Raw genomic sequence first — 26,923 nt, forward strand, 5'->3', positions numbered from 1 at the left:
TTTATTCCTTTATTTTTTGTTCTCTGCTTTGCTCATAAGCATCGCGTAAAAATGGATATAAATCCACAGCCCCGCTTGTCATTTTCTCGTAAAATTTAGGATCGCGAGAGTAATCGTTAAAAATCCTAAACGCATTTACCGACATACTCACGGTGCTATCGTCGATATAATTTATCGGATTGGTGAAAAAATCGCCCACAAGCCCGAAAGTATCGCGCAGGTTGCTAGACCCTAGTATCGGCCACACGATATGCGGTCCTGCTGGCACGCCCCAGTATCCTAGTGTCTGCCCGAAATCCTCATCGTGGCGCGGTATGTTAAAATGCAAAGTCGCTGCGTCGCTAAGCCCAGCAAAACCGATTGTGGTGTTTATCAAAAATCTCTTTGTCTCGTCCCAAGAATTTTCCCATTTGCCCTGTAAAAGGTTGTTTGTCAGGCGCATTGGATACATTAGATTGTGGAAAAAGTTCGCAAACGCCCCTTGTATGGGATCTGGCATGACATAATCATAGCCTGTGGCCACAGGTGTCACCAAATAGCGGTAAAACACATCGTTAAAGCCCGTCATTACGCGGTTATAGCCACTTAGCGGATCGAAAACTTCCTTTTGACTATACTCGGCGTCAAACTCATCAATCTCGGCGCTAGTATCGGTGGCATACAGCGCACAGCTACACGCAACAGCGCATAAAAAAGCTCTATGAAATTTCAACCATTATCCTTTTAAATTTAATCGAAAGGGCGATTTTACAAAATTTAAGTAAATTTTTGTCTATGTGTGAAATTAAAATTAAAATAATAAAATAAAATCCCATAAAAAGGTATTTTTAAGCTTTTTAAATATATTATTTTATACAGACAAAATCATAAAAAGTAAATGAAATAAAAAGGAAAATTTATGAACGCTAAATTTGCGCTAGAACTTTATCTTAGCAAGGATACGACGCTGATTTCACGCCATATCGCCTTGCTAAAAGCTGTGGGTGAAACTAAATCAATCACCAAAGCCGCCCAAAAAATCGGCATTAGCTATAAAAACTGCTGGGATAGCCTAAATTTGATAAACAACGCCAGCAAAAAGCCTCTGATTTCTCGCGCGCAAGGCTCGAAAAAAAATAGTGGCTCGGAGCTCACTGACTATGCTAAAAGCCTAATTCGCTCCTATGATATCATCAGCAGGGTTGGTGATAGCTTTTTGGAGCAAATTTTAAAGGCTGATGATATCAGCGATGAAAATTTAATCGGACTTGAAAGAATCGGCATAAAACTCTCAGCCAGAAATCAATTAAACGCCGTTATTAGCGAGATTAGCAGAGGCGCAGTCGATAGCATAATCACACTCACGCTTTCAGGTGGCGAGAAGCTAGACGCGCAAATCACAATAGAAAGTGAAAAAAACCTAGAATTAAGGCCTGGCAAAGAGGTTTTGCTAATTTTCAAAGCCCCAAGTGTGAAAATTTTAAAAGGCGAAAATTTGGGCGAGTGTAACGGCGTGAAATGCAAAATCAGTGATGTCAAAATCGGCATTAAAAACGCTCAAATTTGCCTTGATACCGCAGGTCATCAAAACATAATCGCCATAATCGCGCGCAAAAGCGCAAATGAGCTAAATTTGGGCGTGGGCGATGAGGTGATGGCGTGCATAGAGCCTGATGATATCATTATCGGCGTGTGATTTGAGCGATAAATTTTAAAATTTAAAATCCATTTTTTTTAAGGAGAATTTATGAAACACAAATTTTTACTTTGCGCTCTTGCGCTATGTGGTGCGTTAAATGCGGGCGAGGTATCTATCGCAGCGGCTGCGAATACGACTTACGCTTTTGACGAGATTAAGTCTGAGTTTGAAAAGCTAAACCCAGATACTAAGCTAAATGTGAGCCTTGGTGCAAGTGGCGCGCTAAATACGCAGATTAAAAACGGCGCGCCATTTGATATTTTTATGGCGGCTGATATGAAGTTTGCCGATGATTTGTTTGAGGCTGGTTTTGCTACGGCAAAAGCGCAAACTTACGCCAAGGGCAAGGTTGCAATGCTAAGCGTGCGTGGCGTGGATTTAGGGAAAGGGCTTGACGCGCTAAAAGACGAAAAGGTAAAAACGATTTCTATCGCAAACCCAAAAACAGCCCCTTACGGCACAGCCAGCGTAAATGCTATGCAAAAAGCTGAAATTTATGATAGCGTAAAAGGAAAAATCGTCGAGGCTAAATCAATCGGCGAAGCCCTAACACAGACGCTAAGTGCGGCTGATGTGGGATTTATCGCAGCCAGTGCGATGTATGCGCCAAAAATGAAAGAGAGTGGCTGCAATGAAAGTGCATGCGAGGAGGGCAAACATTTCGTGCTTGTGCCTAGCTCGCTTTACGAGCCAATCGCGCAAGGTATGGTAATACTCAAAAAAGCCGAAAATAACGCCGAAGCAAAGGCATTTTATGACTTTATTTTAAGCGATAAGGGTAGAGAAATTTTCGCCAAATACGGATATGAGTTTTGAGAGTTAGGGTAGAGCAAATTTTAGCGAGCGAGGGAATTTATAAAATTCTTTTCTCGCACGGGCTTTGTGGAGTTTTTTTAGAACTCCCAAAGCCCCTTAGCGTGGGATTGGGCGTAGAAATTGGCTTTAAAGCGACGCAGGCAGTATTAGCTCGCAAAAAATGCGAAATTTCGGCAGAAAATGAAATTTGTGCCGAGATTTTAGATATTAAATTTGGCGAAATTTTATCAAATTTAAGCTTTTGCAAAAGCGGGCAAAATTTAGAATTTGACATTATCGCAACCACGCAGAGCGTGCGAAATTTAGGGCTTTGCGTGGGCGATGAAATTTACATTTATGCAAATGCAAGCGCGATTTTTATAGAGAAAATTTATGATTAAGATTGATTGCGAAAAACGGCTAAACGAAAATTTTAAAATCAGTGTGAATTTAAAGATAAAAAAGGGCTCCTTTGTCTGTCTGTATGGGGCTAGTGGATCTGGCAAAACCACGATTTTAAGGCTACTTGCTGGCTTTATGAAAATAGATAGTGGGGCGATTACAAACGGCGAAATCACGCTAGATAATGGGCGAAAATTTATGCACGCTAAGCAGCGAAAAATTGGCTTTTTGTTCCAAGATTACGCGCTTTTTGAGAATATGAGCGTGATAGAAAATCTGCTTTTTGCCAAAAAAGATTTGCAAAAAGCAGGTGAAATGCTAAAATTTTTAGAGCTTGAAAAATACGCAAATTTCGCTATTTCGCAGCTCTCTGGCGGACAAAAACAGCGCGTGGCACTAGCCCGCGCTCTAATGCAAAGCCCAGAAATTTTGCTACTTGATGAGCCATTATCGGCGCTAGATTATAAAATTCGTGAAAAAATCCAAGACTATCTCAAAAAAATCCATGAGAAATTTCGCCCTACAATTATCCTTGTCAGCCACGATATCAGCGAGATTTACAGGCTGTGCGAGCGTGTGTATGAGCTAAAAAACGGAAGCCTTGTGCGCGAGGGCTCGCCAAGTGAAATTTTCTTGCAAACTAGCGGTTCGCAAAAATTTAGCTTTCGTGGCAAGGTGGTTGCTTTGCGCGAAGCAGGTGGCGTAAATATCGCTATAATCGCTGTTGGGGCGCAACTTTGCGAAGTGGTTTTAAGCGTGAGCGAGGCTAGGGATTTGCGCGTGGGCGATAGCGTGAGCGTGGGCGCAAAGGCCTTTAATATAAATTTGAAAAAAATCGAGGAAAACAGTGATTGAAGCTTTACAAAATTTAGACCTCACGCCGTTTTTGATTTCGCTTAAACTCTCGGTGGTGACGACATTTACTCTGTTTTGGATTTGCCTGTTTTTGGCATATTTTATGGCGTATAGGGAGTTTCGCGCCAAAAGCGTGATTGAAAGCGTCATTTCGCTTCCACTCGTGCTTCCACCAAGCGTGCTGGGATTTTATCTGCTTGTGTTTTTATCGCCGTATTCGACGCTTGGCAAATTTTTCGATGAAAATTTTGGTCTGCGATTTGTCTTTAATTTCAGCGGTTTGGTGATTGCAAGCTGTATTTACTCTCTACCATTTATGTTTTCGCCCATGCTTAGCGGGTTTCGTTCGCTTCCAGCCTCGCTTCGCCACGCTTCGTGGTCGCTAGGTAAGGGGTTTTTTGCTACGCTTTTTAGGGTGCTACTACCAGCGATGAAACCGTCCTTGATAAGCGCTGTGGTGATATGCTTCGCGCACACTATGGGAGAGTTTGGCGTGGTGCTGATGATAGGAGGCTCTGTGAGCGAGCAGACCAAGGTAGCTTCGATTGCGATTTATGAGGCGACTGAAATTTTGGATTTTACCAGCGCGCATTTATACTCGGCGATTATGCTGATTTTTAGCTTTTTGGTGCTTTTGGCTATGCATTTTTTGGGAGAAAGGTCAAATAAAATAAGACTTTAATCACTTTTTTGCTAAAATGGCGCGAAAAATTTAAATTTTTGGCATAAAAATGGAAGATAAAAGAGTAATAACCAAACGATTTTTTATAGCTTTGATTCTTGGAATTTTGGCTATTTTCGCGCTTGTTTTTTGCATTTTTGGCTTTGTGGGCTCAAATATCCAAGCCGAGCTTTCTACCAAATTAAGCGTAGCAAAAAACGCTGTAAAAGACCGCAACGACGAGCTTTTTAGCGAACTTCAAATTTTATCTGAAAACCTTAAAACCTATCAAGGTTTAAAAACCGAAAACGAGTATGCAAGAAGAACCTTGTATTTCCGTCTCATCGAGCATACAGCCTCGCAAAAGCAAAATTTCGACGCGATTTTTTATGTCAGGGCTGTGGGTAATCAAGACGAGGTTATAGCCTCGTATTTTAATGATTCGGCTATGGCAAATTTGGGCGAACTCAGGCTTGATAATTTTATCTCAAAAATCAAAGACAACCGCTATATCTCGCGCTTCATGCGGATTAATGGCGCAAATAGATATTTTTTGATCCAAAAGGTCGAGGCAAATACATTTTTGATAGCCTTTGCAAACACAACCTCGCTAAATGACAAATTTACCGGCCTTGGCGAAATTTTGATTTTTAACAAAGAGGGCGAAATTTTTAATATCACAAACGATATTTTCGCACTTTATACAAATAGATTTGATTTTGAAGGCGAGAAAAAACTCAAAATTTTAAAAAGCCTTGGCGAGCGCAAATTTGTCTATTTTGAGAAATTTGATGATTCGAACAATTTCATAATGATAAGCAAAAATTTAAAAGAATATCTAAGCCTAAAAAACCTTTTGGTTTTGCTAGCACTTGGGTTTTTGTTTTTGTATTTGCTAATCACTTTGGTAAATTACAAATTTTTAAAACGCCGAATTTTCGATCCTTTGCACCTGCTTCACAGCTCTGTTTCAGGTGGCGTTTATAAGGCCACGGCGACTAAGATCGAAACCATGGGCGCGCTAGATCAAATTTTAGAAATCGCGCAAAAACTCGATGAAAGCGTGCAGTATTCTGGCAGGGCTAGCAAGGTGGATTTTACATTTATCGACGCGCTGAAAAAAAGCTCGCTAATGATTTTTAGCGTAGAAAACACAAATGGCATGATAAACAACGCTAGCCTCAGAGCCAAGGAGCTTTACGGCGATGATATCGTGGGCAAAAATATCTTTACGCTAGAAGCGACTTCACTGTATGAAAACGCCCGCCAAAGCCAAATTTCACTTTACACCAAAGAAAATTATGTTATCCACACGCACGATACCCCAAACGGCAAAAAGGATATGTATATCAAAAAGACCTTTGTGCGCAATGGCGAGGATATTTTGGTGCTTTATGTCTTGCTGGACGCCTCAAAATACCGCAAATTTTACACCGATACCAAAGAGAAGTATAAATATCTAAATGACGCTCCAATCGTAACCGTAGTCATCAAAGGTGGCGAAATAATCGATGTCAGCGCTAGTTCGCGTGAAATTTGGGGATATGAAAATACTCAAATTTTAGAGGGCAAAACATATTTTTGGAGCCTATTTCAAAAAAGCGACGCTGATTCTTTGCAAAACGAGCTAAGAAACCTTATGAGCGATACTAGGCAAAATAACGAGGTTACAAAGCGGGTTTATCCGATTTTGCATAGAAATTCGATTAGGGCGTTTTATGAGATTACGATTTGTCTGTATAAAAAAGAGCGCAAAGTCGTTATGTATTTTACCAACATACACGATAAGCTCATGGAAATCAACAAACTCAAATCAGATATGAAAAGCAACGAAGAGCTTTTAAAAACCAGATCGTATAGCCCATGCACGATTGATTTGCTAGCCAAAAAAATCATGCTTAGCAAAGAGTATATGGAGATTTTAGGTAGTAAGGAAGCTAGCGTCGATACAGAGATGAGTATAGGCGATTTCGTAGCGAAAATTTACTATGTGGATTTAAAGAAATTTAACGACGAACTTAACAAATGCAAGCTAGGCATAAGTGATGAAATTTCATGCGAAATCAGAATCAAGCTAAACGACGAGCTAAGCGATAACGACGAGCTAAAATACGCGTGGATTAGCCTACAAGGATATGCTAGCAAAAAAGAAAAAAGAAGTGGCGGTGCCGAAGAAATCGTCGCTACTATCGAGGATATCACTGCTAAAAAAGACATTGAAGCTGAGTTAAATCTAAATTCAAATGTATTTTTAAGGTCGTTAGAAGCGATTGTCATCACAGATGATATCGGTAGGATTATCCGCGCAAATAGGGCATTTTATACGATTATGCAATTTAGCGAAACCGATGTCGTGGGCGAGGTGCCAGAGTATTTCAGAGTCGATCATGACGGCGGTATAATGGGCGAAATCAAGGAAAAGCTTGACAAAGAGAGCCTAAGCTATACAGATGAAATTTACTGCGTCAAGAAAAACGGCGATGATTTCCCTGCGCTGTTTTCGGCTATCGCGATAAAAGATGAATTTGGCGTGGTAAGCAACTATATTTTAATGTTTAACGAAATTTCTGAGATTAAGAAAAAAGAGAGCGAGCTTGTCAAAATCGCTCACCACGACGCGCTTACAGGCTTGCCAAATAGAATCTACATTATGAACGCAGCGGGCGAGTATCTAAGCGCGGCAAAGGAACAAAACAGGCTTGCGGCTGTGCTATTTATAGATTTTGACGGATTTAAGGCAATTAATGATAATTTCGGCCACGATGTGGGGGATTTGTTTTTGCAAGAGGTCAGCAAGACTATGAATAACCTACTTCGCAAGGGCGATATTTTAGCTAGACTTGGCGGAGATGAGTTTGGCGCGATTATCGGGGATTTGAAAGACGAAAAAGCAGCGCACGCGCTATTAGAGCGACTTTTAGGAATTGCGAATAAAAAATTTAATCTTGATGGCAACGAGGTAAGCGCGAGCGTGAGCGTGGGCGCGGCGTTTTACGACGGAAGCGAGGAAATCGATTTCAACGAGCTTTTAAGCAGGGCAGATCGGGCGATGTATCGCGCTAAAACGAGCGGAAAAAATAGATATTGTATCTTTGATAAAGAGAATTTCGACGATTTGCAAATCAGCGAGGAAAGGCTGAAAAAATCTATCGAAAACAATGAATTTTTCATGCTTTATCAGCCTATCATCGATGATAAAGACAAAATTTACGGCTATGAGCTTTTGCTTCGTTGGCGACGCGAAAATTTGGGCGTTTTGTTGCCTAGCGACTTTTTATTTGATATCAGAGAGCCAAAACTTGAAATTTTAATCTCTAAATTTTCATTTACGCAAATGTTGAAATTTAACAAAGAGACAAATTCTCTTTGCTCGATAAATATCAGCCTAGAAGTGCTAAAAAGCGATGAATTTTACCATTTTGCTTCGCGCGCGATAGAAAAATACGCGCCAAAGACCGAGCTATTTATGTTTGAAATCACCGATTTTAACGACAGAACCGCGGCTGATTTTAAACTCATTAGACAAAGATACGCTGATTTTGGTATTAAATTTGCTCTAAATAATGCAAATCACCAAAATTCAAAATACCTAAAAGGTATGCCTTTTGATATCATTAAAATCGATATGAGGCTCTGCCTAGATGTCGCCAAAAAGCGTGAAGGTATAAAAAATCTGCTAGATTTGGTGAAATACTTGCGCGGCGAGCTGAAATTTGAAAAACTAGGCGCGCAGGGTATCGAAAATGCGCTCTCACGCCGTTTGCTTAAAAATTTCAAATTTAATTTTATGCAAGGAAATTTCCTCGGAAAAGCCGTAGATAGAAGGGAAATCACCGCTATCATCGCCAAGCTAAAAGAGGCCAAGGGCGCTAAGCCAATCACAAAAGATGAGTTTGAAAACTTTTTGATTGCCCTTGATTACAAAAATATCGCGCTTGAATTTTTAGAAAACGCAGAACACGGCGATATCACCGATCTTCGCTTTGAAGTTTTCCAAGAAGAAATCAAAGAGATCAAAACCAGAATCGAAAAATCCACAAGCCATAAATTTATGCTAAATACAGAAATTAATAAGCAAATTTTGGATATTCTTGCGCTTGAATTTGAAGATTTACAAAACTTCATTACAAAATACAAAGCGCGAGTAGATAAGTTTATACTAAATTTGGAGGAATCATGATAAATAGCGTCAGTGCGGACTTCGATCACGAAATACCAAATGGTTCGCGCCTATATTTTGGCACAAGCGCAAAACTAAAAAGAGAACTCGAAAACAAAGCTAGCAAAATTTTAGAAAATCACGGTTTTAGCGAAATTCTCACGCCGTATTTTTCGTATCATCAGCATTTGAGCGTGGCTGGGGCGAAGCTTTTGAAATTTTCCGATCCTAGCAACCACGAAATCGCACTCCGTGCCGATAGCACGGTCGATGTCGTGCGAATCGTGCGCCGAAGATTAAAAGATGAAAGCTTAAAAAGACTTTTTTATATCCAGCCTACATTTAAATACCCTAGCGAGGAATTTTACCAAATCGGCGCAGAGTTAATAGATGAGAGCAATCTAGCCTTGGCGATAAAAATCGCAATACAAATTTTTAGAGAATTTAGCTTAGAACCTGTTTTGCAACTAAGCAATATCGAAATTCCAAAGCGAATTTGCGAAATACTAAATTTGCCAATTAGCGTTTTTGAAAAGGGTGAGATCGAGACGATTTTGGCTCAAAACTGCGACTGGCTAGCTAAAACAGCGCGCGCGACAAATTTGGACGATGTGGAAAATTTACGAAAAATCGTGCCAGAGGAGATCAGGCCTTGTTTAGATGAAATTTTAAATTTAGGCGTAGAGTATAAAAATATCAGAGTTTCACTTTTGTATTATTCAAAAATGCGCTATTACAAGGCGCTATTTTTTAGATTTTTAGACGAAAATAGCGTGCTTTGCAATGGCGGAAATTATGAGATTGACGGATTGAAGTCGAGTGGTTTTGCACTTTTGGTTGATGCATTGATAGAAAAATTAATGATAAAGGATTAAACATGAGTAAGGTTGATGTAATCGTAGGCGCTCAATGGGGCGATGAGGGTAAAGGTAAAATCGTAGATATGATTAGTGCTAATTACGATTTCGTATGCAGAAGCTGTGGCGGACACAACGCCGGTCATACAATCATCGTAAATGGCGAAAAATATGCGCTTCACCTAGTCCCAAGCGGTGTTTTGCACAAAAATATCATAAATATCATCGGAAATGGCGTGGTCATTAACCCTGATGTTTTAATCACTGAAATGGCGCAATTTGGGGATTTGAAGGGTAGATTTTTTATCAGCGAAAAGGCGTTTTTAAATTTAGAGTATCACTCGCTAATCGACCAAGCTAAGGAAAAATTAAAAGGCGATAAGGCTATTGGCACCACAGGCAAGGGTATCGGACCTGCGTATGCGGATAAAATTTCGCGCACAGGACACCGCATAATCGAGCTTTTAGAGCCAGAGAAATTAACTGAGGCTTTGGTTAGGGATTTTGCGAGCAGGGCGCAACTTTTTGAGAGCTTAAATATCAAAATTCCTGATAAAATGGAAATTTACGAGGAAATCAAACGCTACAAATCTGTGCTAGAACCATATATCGCAAACACAACTAATATGATTTGGAAGGCACTTGATTATGATAAAAAAGTCCTTGTAGAGGGCGCGCAAGGAAGCTTGCTAGATATCGATCACGGCACATATCCGTATGTAACTAGCTCTTCGACTATCGCAGCTGGGGCTTGCACAGGTCTTGGCTTAGCGCCAAAAGATGTTGGCGAGGTCATCGGAATTGTCAAAGCCTATACTACGCGCGTAGGAAACGGCGCTTTCCCAACAGAGGCCAAAGATGAGTATGGCGACAGGCTTTGCGAAATCGGGCGTGAGTTTGGCACTACGACAGGTAGAAGACGCAGATGCGGGTGGTTTGACGGCGTAGCAGCGAAATACACATCTAGAATCAACGGAATTGATAAATTTGCCCTTATGAAACTCGATGTTTTAGACGGATTTGAGAGTATTAAAATTTGCAAAGCATACAAAATAAATGGCGAAGTGATTGATTATTTCCCAATCGAGCTTGGCGTGGTAGAGCCTGTATATGAGGAAATGCCGGGCTGGGATAGCGTAAAAGGAATCAAAAAATTTGAAGATTTGCCACAAAATGCGCAAAATTATATTAGAAAAATCGAGGAACTAACAGGCACAAAGGTAGGATTTATCTCTACTAGCCCTGAGCGAACAGATACAATTATATTATAAGAAAGGCGGATAATGCGAATACAACTAGCACATGTTCCATACATAGCGCAAAAAATTGCGATAGATATATTAAATTCTGGCATGGTTACACTTAGCTCTGGCGTCGAGCCCATAGCCAAGGTAGCAGCTGAGATCATCAAAACTGATTTGCAAAAAGAAAAAGCCATAGACGAGCGCGCAAATGAGCTAATGGACGAGAGAATCGATGAATTTGACGAAATGAATGTAAATAAAAAAGATATGTTTTGGCTCATCAAGCGCAAACTCGCCGCACAAGAGAATTTCGAGCTGATTTTCGAGGATAGATACTCAAATATTTCGCATGAAATTTTAGAGACGATTTGGAAGAAAAATTTAGTAGATTATCAAGTGAGCGAAAATCGCATTAAAACTATCATTTACAACTCAATCGAGGGGTATTTGAAAATTTACAAAAAAATCGAAGAAGATGTCTATGAGCTAATGCAAGGACATGGCAAAAAGCTAATCCCAGGCACTGAGGAATACGAGCTTGTGTTTGCACAAACTTACGAAAAAGAGCTTAAAAAAAGAGGTATGCTGTGAAAGCGTATGTTTATTTAGAAAACGGCGTGTTTTTGGAGGCAAAGGCGTTTGGCAAGGGTGGAAGTGCCTTTGGCGAGCTTGTATTTAACACCTCTATTACAGGATATGAAGAAATCATCTCAGATCCTAGCTATGCTGGGCAGTTTATTGTATTCACTATGCCAGAAATCGGCATTGTAGGCACGAACAGCGACGATGAGGAGAGTGGCAAAATCCACGCTAGTGGAATTTTCATCCGCGAGTTTAACAACACTCCCTCAAATTTCAGATCCGAGCAAAATTTAGAAGAGTATTTCATCAAAAACGGCAAATTTGGCGTATATGATATAGATACGAGGTATCTTACAAAAATGCTTCGCGATGAGGGAAATTTGCGGGTTTTTGTCTCGACTGAAATCAGTGACAAGGAAACCTTGAAAAAAGCTCTTCAAGACTCAGCTAGGATTGAAGAGGTTAATTATGTCAGCATTGTAAGCACCAAAACCCCATATATCCACGAAAAAGGCCATTGGGACGCGAATAAAGGCGCTTATAGCACGCCGAAAAAAAATGGCAAAAAAATCGCTGTAATGGATTATGGTGTGAAGCGAAATATCCTAAATGAGCTTTGTGATTTGGGCCTTAGCGTGGAGGTTTTCCCGTATAATACTAAGGCAAAAACGCTGATTGACAAATTTAACTCTGGCGAAATTCACGGCGTATTTTTATCAAACGGCCCTGGCGAGCCAAAAATGCTAAAAGACGAAATCGCACAAATCAAAGAGATAATCGAGGCTAGGATTCCGATTTTTGGCATTTGCCTTGGTCATCAGCTTCTCTCAAACGCTATGGGCTATGAGACATACAAACTCAAATTTGGCCAGCACGGCGCAAACCACCCTGTGCAAAATTTGTTTAACAAATCTATCGAAATCACAGCGCAAAACCACAACTACAATGTGCCAGAATCCATAGCTGAGATTTGCGATATCACGCACAGAAATCTATTTGACGGCACGATTGAGGGCGTGAGATACAAAAACTACCCTGTTTTTTCGGTCCAACACCACCCAGAAGCGAGTGCCGGACCAAACGAAAGCAAATACATTTTCAAAGAATTTTTAGAAATTTTATGATTAGTTTTTTTGCTATCATACCCGCCACGCTAATGCTGAGCTTGACGCACTGCATCGGCATGTGCGGGGGCTTTGTGATAGCATACAATGCCAAACTAGCTAGCCTTAGCCCTGCTAGGGCGTTTTTTTTCTCGCTTGTTTATCAAATTTGTAGAATTTGCGCTTATATCATGCTTGGCGCACTTGGTGGGGCATTTGGCTCGGTCATAGTTTTTGGCGATAAAACAGCTGGTTTTATGCAGTTTTGCGCGGGAATTTTGCTAATTATCTTTGGCGTTTCTTTGCTAAAACGGGGCGCACTTTTAAAATTTATCGAAAATCAAAAAATTTATAATCTTTTTTTAGCCAAACCTATGAAATTCGCCCTTGGCAGGGAGGATATTTTGGGGTTTTGTCTGCTTGGGTTTTTAAACGGACTTTTGCCATGCGGGCTAGTTTATACCTACCTAGCCATGGCGATAATGAGCCACGATGCCCTGCAAGGCGCGCTTGTAATGGCGGTTTTTGGATTATCTACCTTGCCTGCGCTATTAGTTTTTGGTGGCGTGGCGAATTTCATCAGCGCAAAATTTTCGCGCGCTATGCTTTATATCTCTTCATTTATCATAATTATCTTTGGAATTTATTGGGCTTATTGTGGATTTATTCTCACAAGATAAATTTTTTAAGTCTTATATAAGTTAAATTTTGAAAAAATGATAAATTACATTTTAAGGGGCGTTTTATGAGTGATATTTTAAAAAATTTAAGCATATTGTTGGTCGAAGATGAGAGTAAGATGAGAAACTCTCTAAGAAATACATTTGAAGGGATTTTTAAAAATGTCTATGAGGCCAAAGACGGCGTAGAGGGACTTAAAAAATTTAAAAAATACAATCCAAATTTGGTCGTTACAGATATTTTGATGCCTATCGAAGACGGGCTTGAAATGACACGCCAAATCAAACAAATCTCCCCAGACACCCCAGTTGTCGTCCTTAGCGGATTTAGCGAGAAAGCTCAGCTTCTAGGGGCAATCGAGGCAGGTGTAGCCAAATACTTCATAAAACCTGTTGATATGGAAGAATTTAAAGAAGCGATAAAAAGCCTAATGAGCGCGAAACTTAGCGTCAGTAGCGTGGTAGAAATTTCAGGCGGATATAGTTTTGATCCGCTAAAAAGGGTCTTGACTCACGGCGAAGAGGAAATTTCACTTACAAAAAAAGAGCTTGCTTTTATTTCTTTACTAGTTTCTAGGATTGATACTTTGGTCTTGCACGAAGAGATTAAACGATATGTCTGGGCGAACGACAACTCAGTCTCAGATGTGGCAATCAGAACTTTTATCAAACGAATTCGAGATAAAATCGGCGCAGATGTTATCAAAAATATCCCAAGTTTGGGCTATAAAATCGAATCTAAAAAAGAGTAAAATTTTCGTTGATAAAAATGTCACAAGTTTAAAACTTTTGCAAACAAAAAGTTAATAAAAAGTCAAATTTAAGCTTTTTAAAACTTATTAACTCTTATAATCCTCCATAAAGTTTCTCGACTTTTAACCAAATTTTTAAGGAGGGTTTTATGAATCCTGAACAGGCATTACGCAGTGGCAAGATGCTAAGCTACGATTATACAGTGGCGAAATTGTTTTTGTATTCTACTCTGGCATTTGGTATCATCGGTATGCTTATAGGCACGCTTATAGCATTTCAGCTAGCATATCCAGATCTTAACTACTTGCTTGGAGAGTATGGTACATTTGGCAGACTTAGACCATTACACACAAATGGTGTCATTTATGGTTTTATGCTATCTGGAATTTGGGCTACATGGTATTATGTAGGACAGAGAGTTTTAAAAGCATCGATGAGCGAATCAAAATTTTTGATGTGCGTGGGTAAATTGCACTTTGTGATTTATATCCTAATCATCTTACTCGCTGTGGTTTCACTTTTGGCTGGTGTTACGACATCAAAAGAGTATTCTGAGTTAGAGTGGCCTATCGATATTTTGGTTGTTGTCGTGTGGGTTTTGTGGGGAATTAGCATTTTTGGTCTAATCGGTATCAGACGCGAAAAAACGCTTTATATCTCTGTTTGGTATTATATCGCTACCTTCCTTGGCGTTGCTATGCTATATTTGTTTAACAACATGGAGATCCCAACTAGATTGCTTACTGGTATGGGTAGCTGGATACACTCTGTATCAATGTATGCTGGCACAAATGACGCTATGGTTCAATGGTGGTTCGGTCACAACGCCGTTGCGTTTGTATTTACCGTAGCGATTATCGCTGAAATTTATTATTTCTTGCCAAAAGAGAGTGGTCAGCCGATTTTCTCATATAAACTATCTTTGTTCTCATTTTGGGGATTGATGTTTATCTACCTATGGGCTGGCGGTCACCACCTTATCCATGGACCAGTTCCTGATTGGGTTCAGACAATGGGTTCGGTTTTCTCTGTTGTTTTGATTTTGCCATCTTGGGGAACAGGTATTAATATGCTCCTTACAATGAGAGGCGAGTGGAATCAACTAAGAGAAAGTCCATTAATCAAATTTATGATTTTGGCTTCTACTTTCTATCTATTCTCTACTTTGGAAGGTCCAATCCTTTCTGTCAAATCAGTAAATGCCCTAGCGCACTTTACAGACTGGATCCCAGGACATGTCCATGACGGCACACTTGGCTGGGTTGGATTTATGACAATCGCTGCTATGTATCACATGGTGCCTAGAATGTTTAAAAGAGAACTTTATTCAAAATCTTTGATGACAGCTCAGTTTTGGATCCAAACAACAGGCGTTGTGCTATTTTTCAGCTCAATGTGGATTGCTGGTATCACACAAGGTATGATGTGGAGAGCAACTGATGATTATGGCAACTTGCTATACTCATTTATAGATACAGTTAGCGCGCTAGTTCCTTATTACTGGATTAGAGCGATTGGTGGTTTATTATACTTCATAGGTTTGTGTATGTTTGTATATAATATCTTGATGTCTATTCGCGCAGGCAGAAGCTTAGACCAAGAGCCTAGAAGCGCTTCACCTATGGCTGCGTAAGGAGAGAAAGATGTTTAGTTGGTTAGAAAAAAATCCGTTCTTTTTTGCGGTTGGTGTTTTTGTAGTCATCGCTTATGCTGGTATCGTTACAATTTTGCCAGATTTTGCTAATAGCGCTCGTCCAATCGAGGGCAAACAACCATATACTGTTTTGCAACTCGCTGGTCGCCATGTCTATATCCAAGAGAGCTGTAATGCCTGCCATTCACAACTTATTCGTCCGTTCAAATCAGAAACTGACAGATATGGCGATTATTCAAAAAGTGGTGAATTTGCTTATGATAGACCATTTTTGTGGGGTTCTAAAAGAACTGGCCCGGATCTTGCTAGGGTCGGACGCAACAGAACCACAGGCTGGCACGAAACTCACATGAAAGATCCAAAAGTCTTAGTCGGCAAATCAATCATGCCTGCATACAAATCTATGTTTAAGAAAAACGCAGATATGCAAACAGCCTATGCTGAGGCTTTGACGATTAAAAAAGCCTTCAATGTCCCTTATGATACAGCTGGCGCACCAAAGCTCGAAGCTGATCCTAGCAAGGACGCTATGTCAAATTTTGAAAGCTATAAAGCTGAAATGATGGCAGAGGCTGAGGCAATCGTAAATGATATGCGCGACGAAGATGTCAAAGCGGCATTTAAAAACGGCGAAATACGCGAAATCGTTGCGTTAATAGCATATTTAAATAGCTTAAAATAGGGGGTTTGTGATGAGCGTTGATTTCATAAGGCAGCTACAAGCTTACGGCTTTATAGCTTTTGTCATATTGGCCTGCCTTGGAGTTTATGGATACTGGTTTCATTTAAAACACTCTGAAAAAACAGGGCGCAGAAACTACGAAAAGTATGCAAATTTGGCGCTTGATGATGAGCTTGGCAGTGAAATCATAGAGTCTCGCACACCTACGAAAGAAGAAAAAGGAAAATGATATGAAATGGCTAAATTTAAGCGATAATGTTAATGTTGCGGCGCTGATAGCGTCGTTTATACTTGTCGCAGTTACGGCTTTTATCGTTAAAAAATATGCTGGTCAAAGTAAGAGCTTAAACGAAACTACCGAGACAACTGGCGAAGATTTTGACGGAATTGCCGAGCTAAAAAATGGCTTGCCAAAAGGCTGGGCTATATGTTTTGTTTTGATGTTTGTCTATGCGTTAGTGTATTTTTTCATCGCTTATCCGCTAAATTCTTACTCACAAATCGGCGAGTATAACGATGAGGTAAAGGCACACAACGCTAAATTTGAAAAAACCTATGCAAACGCTGATAGCACTACGCTAAAAGCTATGGGCGAGTCGGTGTATTTGGTGCAATGCTCACAATGCCACGGACTTGACGGAGATGGAATCGATGGCGAGTCTGCTGACCTTACTAAATGGGGCAAAGAAGCTGGCATAATTGACGCTATCAACAAAGGCTCAAAAGGTCTAAATTATCCACTTGGCGAAATGCCAGCAGGTATGGTTAGCCCTGAGGACGCAAAAGCGGTAGCTGCATTTATGGCAAAAGAAATTTCTAGCCTAAAAGCTACAAAAAATGAAAATTTGGTTGAAAAAGGTAGAGAGCTATGGCCTACTTGCGCTGCTTGCCATGGTGATGACGGCAAGGGTATGGACGGCTCAGCGCCAGATCTTAGCAAATACGGCTCGGCTGAATTTAGCGTCGATGTGCTAAATCGTGGCAAAAAAGGCTTTATCGGCACAATGCCAGCCTTTGATGACGGGCGTTTAAACGATGTGCAAAAACGCGCCGTTGGCGAGTATATCAACTCTATCAAATAAAGGGGCGATTATGGAAAATGTAAAAAGATCGGTTTTTGCGCTAAATGGCGTAACTGGAATGCTAATCGCAACTGCGCTTTTGCTGGCGATTCTTGCATGCCTTACCTGCCTTGGCATTAAGACACAGCAAGCTGTCATGGATAAGCCTTATGAGCTAAAAGACATTAGCTCTGTAAGCGAAAAAAGCTCAGTCGATACGCAAAAAAAAGTATTTGTGATAAAGGATAAGTGATGAGTGATGCATTGATTGAAAAATTGATTTTACTTGGTTGTATCGCTTTGGCTGTGGCAACTGCTGCCTCTGTTTTGACTAGAAATATCCTATTTATCGGTTAATGAGAGCAATTTTTGCGATTTTTTGCCTGTGCATTTTAGCGCAGGCAAAATTTGTTTTAAACATGGGCGAGATTATCACGCCTATGCTTGCAGAAAAAATCGAAATTCTAGGCGCTGAAACGCAGGATAAAACCGGCGTGGGTGTCTATGTCCTAGCCACGAAGAGCCTTGGTGGCGCAAGTTTAGAAAATTATGCCCTAAATTTCGCCTCAAATTTAAGCTCGCCTTATGCGCTTTTAGTCTTTGCTGAGGCTGAGCATAAGGTCGAAATTTACGGCTCGCCTGAGGCGTTAGCGCTTTTTGATAGAGAGCAAATTTTAAGCGTAGGAAGCCGTGGCCGAATAATCCCAATCATCGCTTCGCAAAAAAAAGATCTAAACCAAACCCAAAAAATTGGCGTTTATAACGCTGCGCTTTTAAACGGATATGCCGAGATTTGCGACCAAATCGCCGCTTCAAAGGGGGTTGGGTTGGAGAATTCTATCGGCAATACAAACAACAATTTCATAAATTTCTTGCGCTATATTTTTTACGCGACGCTGATTTTCGCGCTAGGCTCATATCTATACAAAAAAGGCAGAAAAAATGGCGCAAAATAAAAAAACTCTGTGGCCCTATGGTATCGCATTTAGCATAGTAGCAATCATCGCAGCGTGCGTAGCGACGATAATTTTCTCGCTAGATTATCCGGTGCATAGCGATAATTTTTACTTCGATAAATACCAAAAAGTCGATGAGAATTACAATGAGATCCAGCTAAAACAGCAAAATTTCGAAAAAAAATATGAGGTAAATTTTGAAATTTCAAATCCGCAAAATACAGAAAAATTTAGCCTAAATTTGCCGATAAAAGCGAAAAATAATGCCAAATTTGATAAAATCTCAGCCGAAATTTTACTTACTAGACCAGATAGCACGACTTATGATAAAAGGCTTAATACGCAGTTTTTAGATGGTGTGTTACGAAGCGAAAATTTTAGTATCGAAAAGCTTGGCAGGTGGCAGGTAATGGCAAAAATTTCAGATTCCATAGATACAGGATTTTACAAATTTGAATTCAACGCAACCAAAACAACTTCGGGTATTTACGACTTACAGATCCTTGAAGGAGGCCGTAAATAGGGCAGAGTGCGGAATAGTTTTCGCTGAGAGTTTAAGCGAATTTTACAAAAAGGCGGTTTTTGTAAATGGCTTTGATGAGTGCGGACAGATCGAGCGCACACTTTTTATGCAAGAGGCCGTCAAAAATACCAAAAATGCAAACGAAAAACTCCATTTCCCAAGCGAATTTTTCGAATTTATGCAACACAAAGATTATCTGTTTAAATTTTTCAAAGAGCTTGCTAGCGAAAAGGTGAGCCTGCAAACTCTCGATTTTAGCGATACTTACGCGCAATACAGCGAACATTTCGAAATCTTAAAAGAGCTTTTGCAAAATTACCAAAATTTTTTGCAAAACGCTAAAAGCTACGATGAAATCACGCTTCCGCAAATTTATGAATTAAACGAAAATTATCTCAAAAGATTTGATAGCATTGAGATTGATATCGACGGAAATCCGAGTAAATTTGAGTTTGAGATTTTAAAGCGAGCTTCGCAGGTTACGCAAATTTATCTAAATTTTAAGGCAAGTAAATTTAATCAAAAAACGCTCCGTAGTATTAGCGAGCTTTGCGGGCTTAACTTTGAGAGCGGATTTAGCTACAAGCTAAATTTAAGCGAGAATAAAATTTTAGAGCCTTACACTGCGCCAATCCCACAAAATAGCGAAATCGTGCTAAAAGGATTTGAGCTTAGGGCTTTGCAGGCTTGCTATATTTTTGAGAAAATTTCAAAATTTATTAGTCTTGGAATTAATCCGGAAAAAATCGCAGTGATTTTGCCTGATGAGAAATTTGCTAAAACCCTTAAAGCTTTGGACGAAAAAATTAACAAAAACGCTCCAATGCTGAATTTCGCCATGGGTGAAAGTGTCAGAGATAGCCTATTTGGTGTGAGTTTGGCTAAAATTTCAGAGTGCATTAAAGAAAACATAAGACCAAATTTCAACCCACAATATCTAAATTTAGGCAAAGATACGCCGCGGGATTTGCCAAATGAGTATGATTTGTTTTTTAAAGAGGCTGGGATTAGTGAAGAAATTTTTGATAAATTTAGAGAAAATTTCAACAAAAGCGTAGAATTTGAGGTTTTTGATGCTTGTATAAATGAGCTTTTGCGCGCAGTCAAAACCAAAAACGATGCCCTAGCAAACAAGCTAAAATCGCCAAAATTTTTAATCAAAATTCTAAACGAAAAATTTGGCGAAAACCTTACGCTATCAAATTTGATTGATCTTTTCCTTGGCGAGCTAAAAAATGTCAAACTCGATGATATTAATGGCGGAAAGGTCACTGTAATGGGGCTTTTGGAGAGTCGTGGTGCAAACTTTGAGGCTGTGATAATCCCTGATTTCAACGATGATTTTGTGCCAAAGCGAAGCGAGGGCGAGATGTTTTTAAACAGCACTCTTCGGGCCAAGGCTGGGCTAATTAGCCACAAAGACAGGGAGGATTTGCAGAGGTTTTATTACTCTTGTTTGATTTTTGGCGCGAAAAAAGTGGCGATTTGCTACCATGATACAGCGGAAAAATCGCCGTCTAGGTTTTTGAAAAATTTTAACACGCAAGAAGATATGGACGAGTTTAGTATGCAAGATTATTTGCGCATTTTTAATGGCAAAATCTATGAAAAGCCGGAATTTAGCGATTTTACGCCAAATATGAAGCATGATTTTTTTGCTCAGCCTGTTTCGCACGCTAGATTTGATACATTTAGCACATGCAAAAGAAAGTATTATTACTCATATATTTTAAATATCAAAGAGGGGCTGAAATTTGGCGAGGATAACGCTTCTATGGGAAATATCTTGCATGAGGCATTTGAGGAGTATTACGCTAAATACCCTAAATTTGACTATGCAAAATTTGAGGAAATTTACCTTAAAAAGGCTATGAAAAAAAATGCCGATTTTTACAGCATTTATTATGATTTATGCAGGGTTAAATTTTTGGCTAAAACCATAGTTGAACATGAACAAAAGTGGAATTTTGCGCAAAGTGAGGCGAATTTTGACGGCGTTAAATTTAACGAATTTGCCACAATTAACGGAAAAATCGATCGCATAGACACAAACGAAAGTGGCGATAGATTTATCATTGATTACAAAAGAGGCGATTACAACGCCAAATCAATGCAGCTAAAATTCTACAAAGCCCTTTTGGGTGATGATGAAATGGAGGCTGCGTATCTCTCGCTAAGGGATAAAAAATTCGTTTTCGATGAAAACGAAAAAGATGATGCCACAAAAAGCGCATTTGAAATTTTATCTGAAAAATTTGAAGAAATCAGAGCGCTTTGCGAAAGCGAAATCAGCTTTGAGCGCGCGAGCAAGAGCGGTGCATGCAAATATTGCGCGTATAAAATAATCTGTAAAGGCGAAATCAATGATTAAGATGAAGACAAATGAAGGCAAGGACGCAAGATATCTAGCGCTTGAAGCTAGCGCAGGTAGCGGAAAGACATTTTCTTTGGCGGTTAGGTTCGTAGGGCTCGTGCTTTTGGGCGAGAATATAAATGAAATTTTGGCCTTGACCTTTACTAAAAAAGCGGCCGCTGAGATGAAGGTGCGTATAATCGATACATTTTCGCTGCTTCACACTCCACAAAAAGAGGCTGAGCTTGACGCGCTTTGCGTGCTTTTGAGCAAGGAAAAAGAGGAAATTTTGCGCCTTAGAGATGAGCATTTGGCGAAATTTATGGATTGCGCTTTGAATATTTCGACCTTTGATGCGTTTTTTGGCAAAATACTGCGCGCGTTCGCCCTAAATGCGGGGATTAATCCAAATTTTCAAAACGACGATAATATACTAAAAGCCCAAAATGACGCTTTTATCAAAGAAGCTTTCAAAAACGATGAATTATCGGGCAAAATGTATGGATACATAAACGATGCAAATTTAAACAAACAAGCGTTTTTTGAGGGCATTAGCGAGCTGTGGGAAAATGGAATAAGCGCAGATATTAGCCAAAGCAAAGCCCCGAATTTAGACGAAATCAATGAAATTTTAGCCCGTATGCACGAAATTTTAGTGCGCAATAAAGCGAGCGATAAACAACTAAACTTTATGACGCAAACTAACAATATTAGCGAATTAAGTGGCAGATCGTGGTTTGATAAACCAAGTTTAGATTACAGAACTTTTGCTAAGGCTTTTTCGCCTGATTTAGATGATGAATTTGCAAATTTAAAGCGCGCAATGCTTGAATATGCGATAAAATTTGAAAATTATCAAATTTCATCTTTGGCAAAATTTCTAAATTTCTACTCACAAAACAAAAAAGAACTTAGCAAAAAAAGCGCTAAGATGACATTTTCTGATGTTAGCGTGGGCGTGCATGAGCTGTTTTGCAAAACTGGCGAGATTGGAGAGCACAATGATTTGCTCTATTTTAGGCTCGATTCGAAAATCAAGCACCTTTTAATCGATGAGTTTCAAGACACCAGCGTTTTGCAGTATGAAATCATGCTTCCTTTGATTGATGAAATCGTCGCAGGGCTCGGTCAAAGTGGGCTAGGAAGCCTTTTTTATGTGGGCGATAAAAAGCAAAGTATTTATAAATTTCGCGGGGCAAAAAAGGAGCTTTTCGATTCGCTCAAAGATAGACATAATCAAATAGTTTTGGAAACTATGCCAAAAAATTATCGCAGTTTAAAGCTTTTGGTTCGATTTGTAAATGCGATTTTTGGGGATTTGGTGGCAAATGAAGAAACGGGCGAAAAATACGATTACAAACCGCAAGAAGCAAATAAATTTAATGAGAGCAAATTTAGTGCAGAGGTTTTAGATAAAATTTTAAAATTCCCAAAAGAAAATAAAAATTTATCGTTTTTTACGCCAGATGACGACGATTTTGGCTATATTTGCGCTAAGACATACGAAGATGTTTGCGAGGGCGCTGTAAGCGAGGCTATACGCTTGATTAAAGAGCATAGCGTAAGCCCTAGCGACATAGCGATTTTGTGCTGGACAAATAAAGATGTAGCAAAGATACAAGAGCTTTTGTCGCTAAAAAATATTCCATCTTCGACTGGCGCTACGAAAAAACTAATTGCTACGCCCCAAGTTAAGGCGATTAGCGAGTATGCGAAGTATCTAATTAGCAAAGATGAAATTCGCGCTTTAAATATAAAATCGCTTTTAAATTTAAGCGACAAGCCAGAATTTAGCCCAGTTTCGCTAAGTGATGAGCCTGTGAGCGTAGCTAAGACAATCGCTGAAAATTTAGGGCTAAATTTTGGTGATGAAAATTTACTCATATTTTTTGAAATTTTGCAAAAGTATGATAGCTTCGCGCAGTATCTTTTCGCAGATGATAACAGCGACGCCTATGCCAAGGAGCTTAGTGGGGTCAAGATTATGACCGTGCATAAGTCAAAGGGGCTAGAATTTGCGCATGTGATTTTGTGCGATTTACTTAGCAAAGGAGGCGGTGATAGGGATAAATTTATGCTAGGCTACGACGGGCAGTGGCGCATAAAATACCGCATGACAAATAGAGAAATTTACGATGCAGAGTATGCAAAATTTAAAAAAGATAGCGAAAATTTGGAACGAGCTGAGGTTTTCAACAAGCTATATGTGGGCTTTACAAGAGCCGAAAAATCGCTGATAATCGTAAAAAAAGGCGGTGTTTTAAACGGAAACAACCCTAGCTATTTTACGCCTTATACTTCGAATAAAGTTGATAAGAAATTTTTAGTTATCGAGGATTTTGAGTATGGCTACATCATACCAAGTAGCGTTACGCCAGCGTTAGTGCAAAAACCAAAAAAGATAAATCTACAACCAGTCGCGAAACAAAATATCACAGAGTATGAAAGAGCCAGCGATAGGGCTGTCGTGGCGGAATTTAGCAAGGTTTATAAGGGCGAGGCGCTGCACTACACGCTTGAAATGCTCGATGATTTTGAGATTTCTAGCTTGGAGAGTGCGCTAAATTTGGCAAAAAATCGCTATGCGAAATATTTGGATTCGAGCGATTTTGATGAGATTAGGCAAAAGGTCGAAAGCTTGTGCGCTAATGAGGAGTTTTTATCATACATATCAGGGTGCGAAATTTACAAAGAAATTTCGATAAAACGGGAAAATGGCGGAGTTTCTAGGGTGGATTTGATGTGCGTTAGAGATGATGAGGTTTTGCTTTTTGACTACAAAAGCTCTCCATATTTTTTAGAAAAAAACAAAAAACAGATTAAATCATACAAAAAAGATTTAATCCTATCAAGCAAAAATCCAAATTTGAGTGTTCGCACATTTATCGTGGTTTTAGAAAATTCTGTAAAAATCGAAGAGGTAAAAGAATAAATTTAACTCCCAAAATGGGAGTTAAATTTTAGTATAGCACTACATGGACATTTCGTGGTCCATGCACGCCAAGAACTGTGATAAGCTCGATATCTGCGGTGCGAGATGGTCCCATGATAAAGTTGATATTTGTAGGCAACTCATCTTTTGTAACCTCTGCTAAGGCTTTATCTAAGCTTTCTACAAGGGCATTTTTTCTAAGCAAAATAATGCAGTTTGTCGGAAGCAAGCTAAGAAGTCTTGGTTGTGCTTTTGAGCTAACTACGCAGCATACGCCAAAGTTTGAAACGCCAAGTTTTGCTTGAATAATCGAAGTATCCGCATCAAAAAGCGCTTCTCTTATCTCATTTACTGGTTTGTCAAACGGCAATTTTTCTGCTTGCAATTTGTCTGTTTTGATTGGCAAATCTGAACCAAACATAACTGTTTTTGCGCCGACTGTTTTGACGATCTCTTCTACTAGCGCTTGAAGTCCTTTTTCGTCTGTCTCATGAACAATGGCTTTATTATTTGTCAAATTTGTCTTAAAGTTTTCATATTTATCGCCTTCGTTTTCGACAAATTTAGTTATATCTAGTGGTTCGATTTCTGTTCTTTTAGCTACTCTGTTTGACCTAATTTTAGCTAAAATTGTCTCTTTGCTACTCATAGATTACTCCTTCGATTTTTTGGATATCTGCGTGTAGATTTCCTTTTAAGACAGGTGCTGAGCGATGTCTTGTCCATAGTTTTACCACAGGGATTGAATCTGCCTTTTTAACTACGAAATTTGAGAATTTAGAAGCTATGGAAATTCCAGTTCTCCACATAAATCCATTTGTAGCAACTGTTCTAAATCCAGCAAATCCCATTGCTTCGATTTTGCTGTGTTCTAGCAAATCAGAGCCTTTTGCTTTTTTCTTACCTTCACCGACTTTATTGCTTCTTAGCTTTCTGATTGTCTCTGCTAACGGAATTTTAACAGGGCAAACTTCGCTACATCTACCACAAAGTGAGCAGAAATTAAGAATATCTGCATTTTTTTCCATACCAAAAATTTGTGGGCTGATTACTTCGCCGATTGGTCCTGGATATACAGCGTGGTATGTGTGACCGCCGATTTTCTCATAAACAGGGCAGTAGTTCATACAAGCACCGCATCTAACGCATCTTAGAGCTTCGAAGTATTCTTCATTTGTTAGCATATCGGTTCTACCGTTATCTAGTAAGACAACATGGACTTCTTTTGGACCGTCTAACTCGCCCTCTTTTCTAGGGCCTGTGATGATGTTGTTATAGCAAGTAATAGGCGCACCTACGGCTGATGGAGTAACAGGCGAGTGAGCGCTTACCACATCTTCAAATGTCTCTAAAACTTTTTCTATACCACAGATTACGATATGCACATCAGGGGCTGTGGTACACATTCTACCGTTACCTTCGTTTTCTAGCAACCAAATGGCTCCTGCCTTGCTAATACCAAAATTTGCGCCTGAAATTCCGATTTTCATCGTTCTAAATTCGTTTCTTAGGTGGTTTCTAGCGATTGCATTTAGTTTTTCAGGTTCGCTCTCTAATGGCGCACCTAAGCGCTCTTGGAAAATTTTACCGACTTCATTGCGGTTTTTGTGAATCGCAGGGACGACGATATGAACAGGCGGATCTTGGATTAATTGGATAATCAACTCACCAAGGTCGGTTTCTTGGGCTTTGATGCCTCTTTCTTCTAAATAGTGGTTTAGGTGAATTTCTTCACTAGCCATTGTTTTTTGTTTTAGAACTTTATCTCCGTTGTGAGATTTTATAATTCGATAAATTATCTCGTTTGCTTCCTCGCCATTTACTGCCCAATGCACTTTCATGCCGTTTTTTGTAGCATTTGCTTCAAATTCGAGTAGTCTTTCATCAAGTGTCGCAAGAGAGTTATTTTTAACGGTTCTTGCTCTGCTTCTTAACTCATCAAAATTTTTAAATTTTGTAGTGCTAAGTCTATTTCTGTTACCTTGAAGAGTGTGCATAGCAGAATCAAGGTTTGCTCTTAGTTGTTTGTCAGCAAGCTTTTGATTTACTAGATTTTCATGATTCATCATAGCGCTGCTCCTTCAATTCTTTTGATTATGAAATCATATAGATGAATACCTTTTACTCTTGAACCATTTTTTTCCATAGTTCCTGCGATATTCATCAAACAGCCGCCATCACCTGAAACGATATAATCAGCTCCGCTTTCTTCTATGAATTTAATCTTTTGTTGAACCATAGCGTTAGAAATTTCAGGCTCTTTTACAGCGAAAGTTCCGCCAAATCCGCAACATTCCTCTTCTCTTTCAAGCTCGATTAATTCTACATTTTTGAATTGAGCTAGCAAATTTTTAGCGTTTTGGATTGATTTTTGGACGCGCAAAGCGTGGCAGTTCGAGTGCCAAGTGATTTTTACTTTTTCGCCTTTGTCTTCGTATTTGACATGCAAAACCTTGTCTAAATACTCGCACAAATCATAAACCCTAGAACTAAATTCTTTGACTTTTCCTTCGTATTCTGTGCCTTTGAAAAGCTCGACATAATCGTGCTTCATCATGCCAGCACACGAACCAGATGGAACGATAACAGGATAATTTTCGCTAAAAAGATTGATATTGTGTAGGGCTATTTTTTTAGTGTCTTCGAAATAACCTGTATTGTAGCTTGGTTGGCCACAGCAAGTTTGATCTTTTTTGAAAATAACCTCTACACCCTCTCTTCTTAAAAGCTTAACTGCATTTAAAGCGGTATCGGTAAAAACCGCGTTGCCAAGACAGGTTGCAAAAAAATAAACCTTATTCACCTTTATTCTCCTTTCTCGAATAAATTTAAATTTAAACTAGTTATTTTATCACGCTTTTGGAATATTTTGTATTAAATTTGGATTAAAATAACATTAAATTATAATTAAAATGAAATGTAATTTTTTTATTACAATATTTTTTAAGTTTAAAAAAAGAAAAATTTGAAAATTTTAAAATTTAAGCGCAAAA

Annotated in this window: 24 protein-coding genes and 2 pseudogenes; 22 read left to right on the plus strand and 4 right to left on the minus strand. The window is 39.3% G+C overall.

Translation table 11 applies throughout. From position 1 onward, the window contains the following. Position 1: 1 nt before the first annotated feature. Positions 2–712 carry an MlaA family lipoprotein gene (locus tag OFO07_RS02780; protein WP_270870862.1) on the minus strand — a complete coding sequence of 237 codons (711 nt, stop codon included), beginning with the start codon at positions 710–712 and terminating at the stop codon, positions 2–4. 186 nt (positions 713–898) lie between these two features. Here OFO07_RS02780 and OFO07_RS02785 point away from each other — a divergent pair, with 186 nt between their 5' ends. The 22 genes and pseudogenes from OFO07_RS02785 to OFO07_RS02885 all read left to right on the plus strand — a co-directional run bounded on the left by OFO07_RS02785 (position 899) and on the right by OFO07_RS02885 (position 23,930). Next, entirely contained in the window at positions 899–1,675 is a 777-nt protein-coding gene (locus OFO07_RS02785; RefSeq protein WP_270870863.1) for a TOBE domain-containing protein, read from the plus strand. Positions 1,676–1,726: 51 nt separating this feature from the next. Beyond that, positions 1,727–2,494, plus strand: coding sequence for a molybdate ABC transporter substrate-binding protein (gene modA / locus OFO07_RS02790; RefSeq protein ID WP_270870864.1), 768 nt, complete (start codon positions 1,727–1,729; stop codon positions 2,492–2,494). Beyond that, positions 2,491–2,874 carry a hypothetical protein gene (locus OFO07_RS02795; RefSeq protein ID WP_270870865.1) on the plus strand — a complete coding sequence of 128 codons (384 nt, stop codon included), beginning with the start codon at positions 2,491–2,493 and terminating at the stop codon, positions 2,872–2,874. Before modA ends, OFO07_RS02795 begins: the two co-directional genes overlap by 4 nt. After that, a complete protein-coding gene (locus OFO07_RS02800; RefSeq protein WP_270870866.1) occupies positions 2,867–3,730 on the plus strand; it encodes an ABC transporter ATP-binding protein in 864 nt (287 codons plus the stop codon). The genes OFO07_RS02795 and OFO07_RS02800 overlap by 8 nt, the downstream gene beginning before the upstream one ends. Continuing rightward, positions 3,726–4,412, plus strand: a complete 687-nt coding sequence (modB, locus tag OFO07_RS02805; RefSeq protein WP_442868065.1) for a molybdate ABC transporter permease subunit — start codon at positions 3,726–3,728, stop codon at positions 4,410–4,412. Before OFO07_RS02800 ends, modB begins: the two co-directional genes overlap by 5 nt. Positions 4,413–4,461: 49 nt before the next feature. Further along, positions 4,462–8,571, plus strand: a complete 4,110-nt coding sequence (locus OFO07_RS02810; protein WP_270870868.1) for a sensor domain-containing diguanylate cyclase — start codon at positions 4,462–4,464, stop codon at positions 8,569–8,571. After that, positions 8,568–9,425 carry an ATP phosphoribosyltransferase regulatory subunit gene (locus OFO07_RS02815; RefSeq protein ID WP_270870869.1) on the plus strand — a complete coding sequence of 286 codons (858 nt, stop codon included), beginning with the start codon at positions 8,568–8,570 and terminating at the stop codon, positions 9,423–9,425. Before OFO07_RS02810 ends, OFO07_RS02815 begins: the two co-directional genes overlap by 4 nt. Before the next feature lie 2 nt (positions 9,426–9,427). After that, positions 9,428–10,678 carry an adenylosuccinate synthase gene (locus OFO07_RS02820; protein ID WP_270870870.1) on the plus strand — a complete coding sequence of 417 codons (1,251 nt, stop codon included), beginning with the start codon at positions 9,428–9,430 and terminating at the stop codon, positions 10,676–10,678. Between the two features lie 12 nt (positions 10,679–10,690). After that, positions 10,691–11,242 carry a DUF507 family protein gene (locus OFO07_RS02825; protein ID WP_270870871.1) on the plus strand — a complete coding sequence of 184 codons (552 nt, stop codon included), beginning with the start codon at positions 10,691–10,693 and terminating at the stop codon, positions 11,240–11,242. Further along, entirely contained in the window at positions 11,239–12,357 is a 1,119-nt protein-coding gene (carA, locus tag OFO07_RS02830; protein WP_270858406.1) for a glutamine-hydrolyzing carbamoyl-phosphate synthase small subunit, read from the plus strand. The genes OFO07_RS02825 and carA overlap by 4 nt, the downstream gene beginning before the upstream one ends. Beyond that, positions 12,354–13,016, plus strand: coding sequence for a sulfite exporter TauE/SafE family protein (locus OFO07_RS02835; RefSeq protein ID WP_270870872.1), 663 nt, complete (start codon positions 12,354–12,356; stop codon positions 13,014–13,016). The genes carA and OFO07_RS02835 overlap by 4 nt, the downstream gene beginning before the upstream one ends. Before the next feature lie 65 nt (positions 13,017–13,081). Further along, positions 13,082–13,429, plus strand: a pseudogene (locus OFO07_RS07855) (response regulator transcription factor); the annotation flags it as partial. 90 nt (positions 13,430–13,519) lie between these two features. Next, positions 13,520–13,768: pseudogene (locus tag OFO07_RS07860) on the plus strand (helix-turn-helix domain-containing protein); the annotation flags it as partial. 182 nt (positions 13,769–13,950) lie between these two features. Next, complete coding sequence (gene ccoN / locus OFO07_RS02845; protein ID WP_442867883.1) at positions 13,951–15,402, plus strand: cytochrome-c oxidase, cbb3-type subunit I; 1,452 nt, start codon at positions 13,951–13,953, stop codon at positions 15,400–15,402. Positions 15,403–15,412: 10 nt separating this feature from the next. Further along, positions 15,413–16,105 carry a cytochrome-c oxidase, cbb3-type subunit II gene (ccoO, locus tag OFO07_RS02850; RefSeq protein ID WP_270858402.1) on the plus strand — a complete coding sequence of 231 codons (693 nt, stop codon included), beginning with the start codon at positions 15,413–15,415 and terminating at the stop codon, positions 16,103–16,105. Positions 16,106–16,115: 10 nt separating this feature from the next. After that, positions 16,116–16,334, plus strand: coding sequence for a cytochrome c oxidase, cbb3-type, CcoQ subunit (locus OFO07_RS02855; protein WP_270870873.1), 219 nt, complete (start codon positions 16,116–16,118; stop codon positions 16,332–16,334). 1 nt (position 16,335) lies between these two features. After that, on the plus strand, positions 16,336–17,187 hold the full coding sequence (locus tag OFO07_RS02860) for a c-type cytochrome (protein WP_270858400.1): 852 nt from the start codon (positions 16,336–16,338) through the stop codon (positions 17,185–17,187). Positions 17,188–17,197: 10 nt separating this feature from the next. Beyond that, positions 17,198–17,419 (plus strand): DUF4006 family protein, encoded by a 222-nt coding sequence (locus OFO07_RS02865; RefSeq protein ID WP_270858399.1) that lies wholly within the window; start codon positions 17,198–17,200, stop codon positions 17,417–17,419. Between the two features lie 103 nt (positions 17,420–17,522). After that, positions 17,523–18,122 (plus strand): TPM domain-containing protein, encoded by a 600-nt coding sequence (locus OFO07_RS02870; protein ID WP_270870874.1) that lies wholly within the window; start codon positions 17,523–17,525, stop codon positions 18,120–18,122. Next, positions 18,109–18,645, plus strand: a complete 537-nt coding sequence (locus OFO07_RS02875) for a 4-hydroxy-3-methylbut-2-en-1-yl diphosphate synthase (RefSeq protein ID WP_270870875.1) — start codon at positions 18,109–18,111, stop codon at positions 18,643–18,645. The genes OFO07_RS02870 and OFO07_RS02875 overlap by 14 nt, the downstream gene beginning before the upstream one ends. Then, on the plus strand, positions 18,575–21,016 hold the full coding sequence (locus tag OFO07_RS02880) for a PD-(D/E)XK nuclease family protein (RefSeq protein WP_270870876.1): 2,442 nt from the start codon (positions 18,575–18,577) through the stop codon (positions 21,014–21,016). Before OFO07_RS02875 ends, OFO07_RS02880 begins: the two co-directional genes overlap by 71 nt. After that, the gene (locus OFO07_RS02885; RefSeq protein WP_270870877.1) at positions 21,009–23,930 is read left to right on the plus strand and encodes a RecB-like helicase; all 2,922 of its coding nucleotides are present in this window, start codon (positions 21,009–21,011) and stop codon (positions 23,928–23,930) included. The genes OFO07_RS02880 and OFO07_RS02885 overlap by 8 nt, the downstream gene beginning before the upstream one ends. Before the next feature lie 28 nt (positions 23,931–23,958). Here OFO07_RS02885 and OFO07_RS02890 read toward each other — a convergent pair whose 3' ends face one another. From OFO07_RS02890 to OFO07_RS02900, 3 genes are read right to left on the minus strand one after another with little or no spacing between them, the layout of a single operon-like run. After that, entirely contained in the window at positions 23,959–24,579 is a 621-nt protein-coding gene (locus tag OFO07_RS02890) for a LutC/YkgG family protein (RefSeq protein ID WP_270870878.1), read from the minus strand. After that, entirely contained in the window at positions 24,572–25,999 is a 1,428-nt protein-coding gene (locus OFO07_RS02895) for a LutB/LldF family L-lactate oxidation iron-sulfur protein (RefSeq protein WP_270858393.1), read from the minus strand. Before OFO07_RS02895 ends, OFO07_RS02890 begins: the two co-directional genes overlap by 8 nt. Next, positions 25,996–26,733 (minus strand): (Fe-S)-binding protein, encoded by a 738-nt coding sequence (locus OFO07_RS02900; protein WP_270870879.1) that lies wholly within the window; start codon positions 26,731–26,733, stop codon positions 25,996–25,998. Before OFO07_RS02900 ends, OFO07_RS02895 begins: the two co-directional genes overlap by 4 nt. Positions 26,734–26,923: the final 190 nt, after the last annotated feature.

The sequence above is a fragment of the Campylobacter sp. JMF_06 NA1 genome (assembly GCF_027737785.1).
Classification (GTDB): Bacteria; Campylobacterota; Campylobacteria; order Campylobacterales; family Campylobacteraceae; genus Campylobacter_B.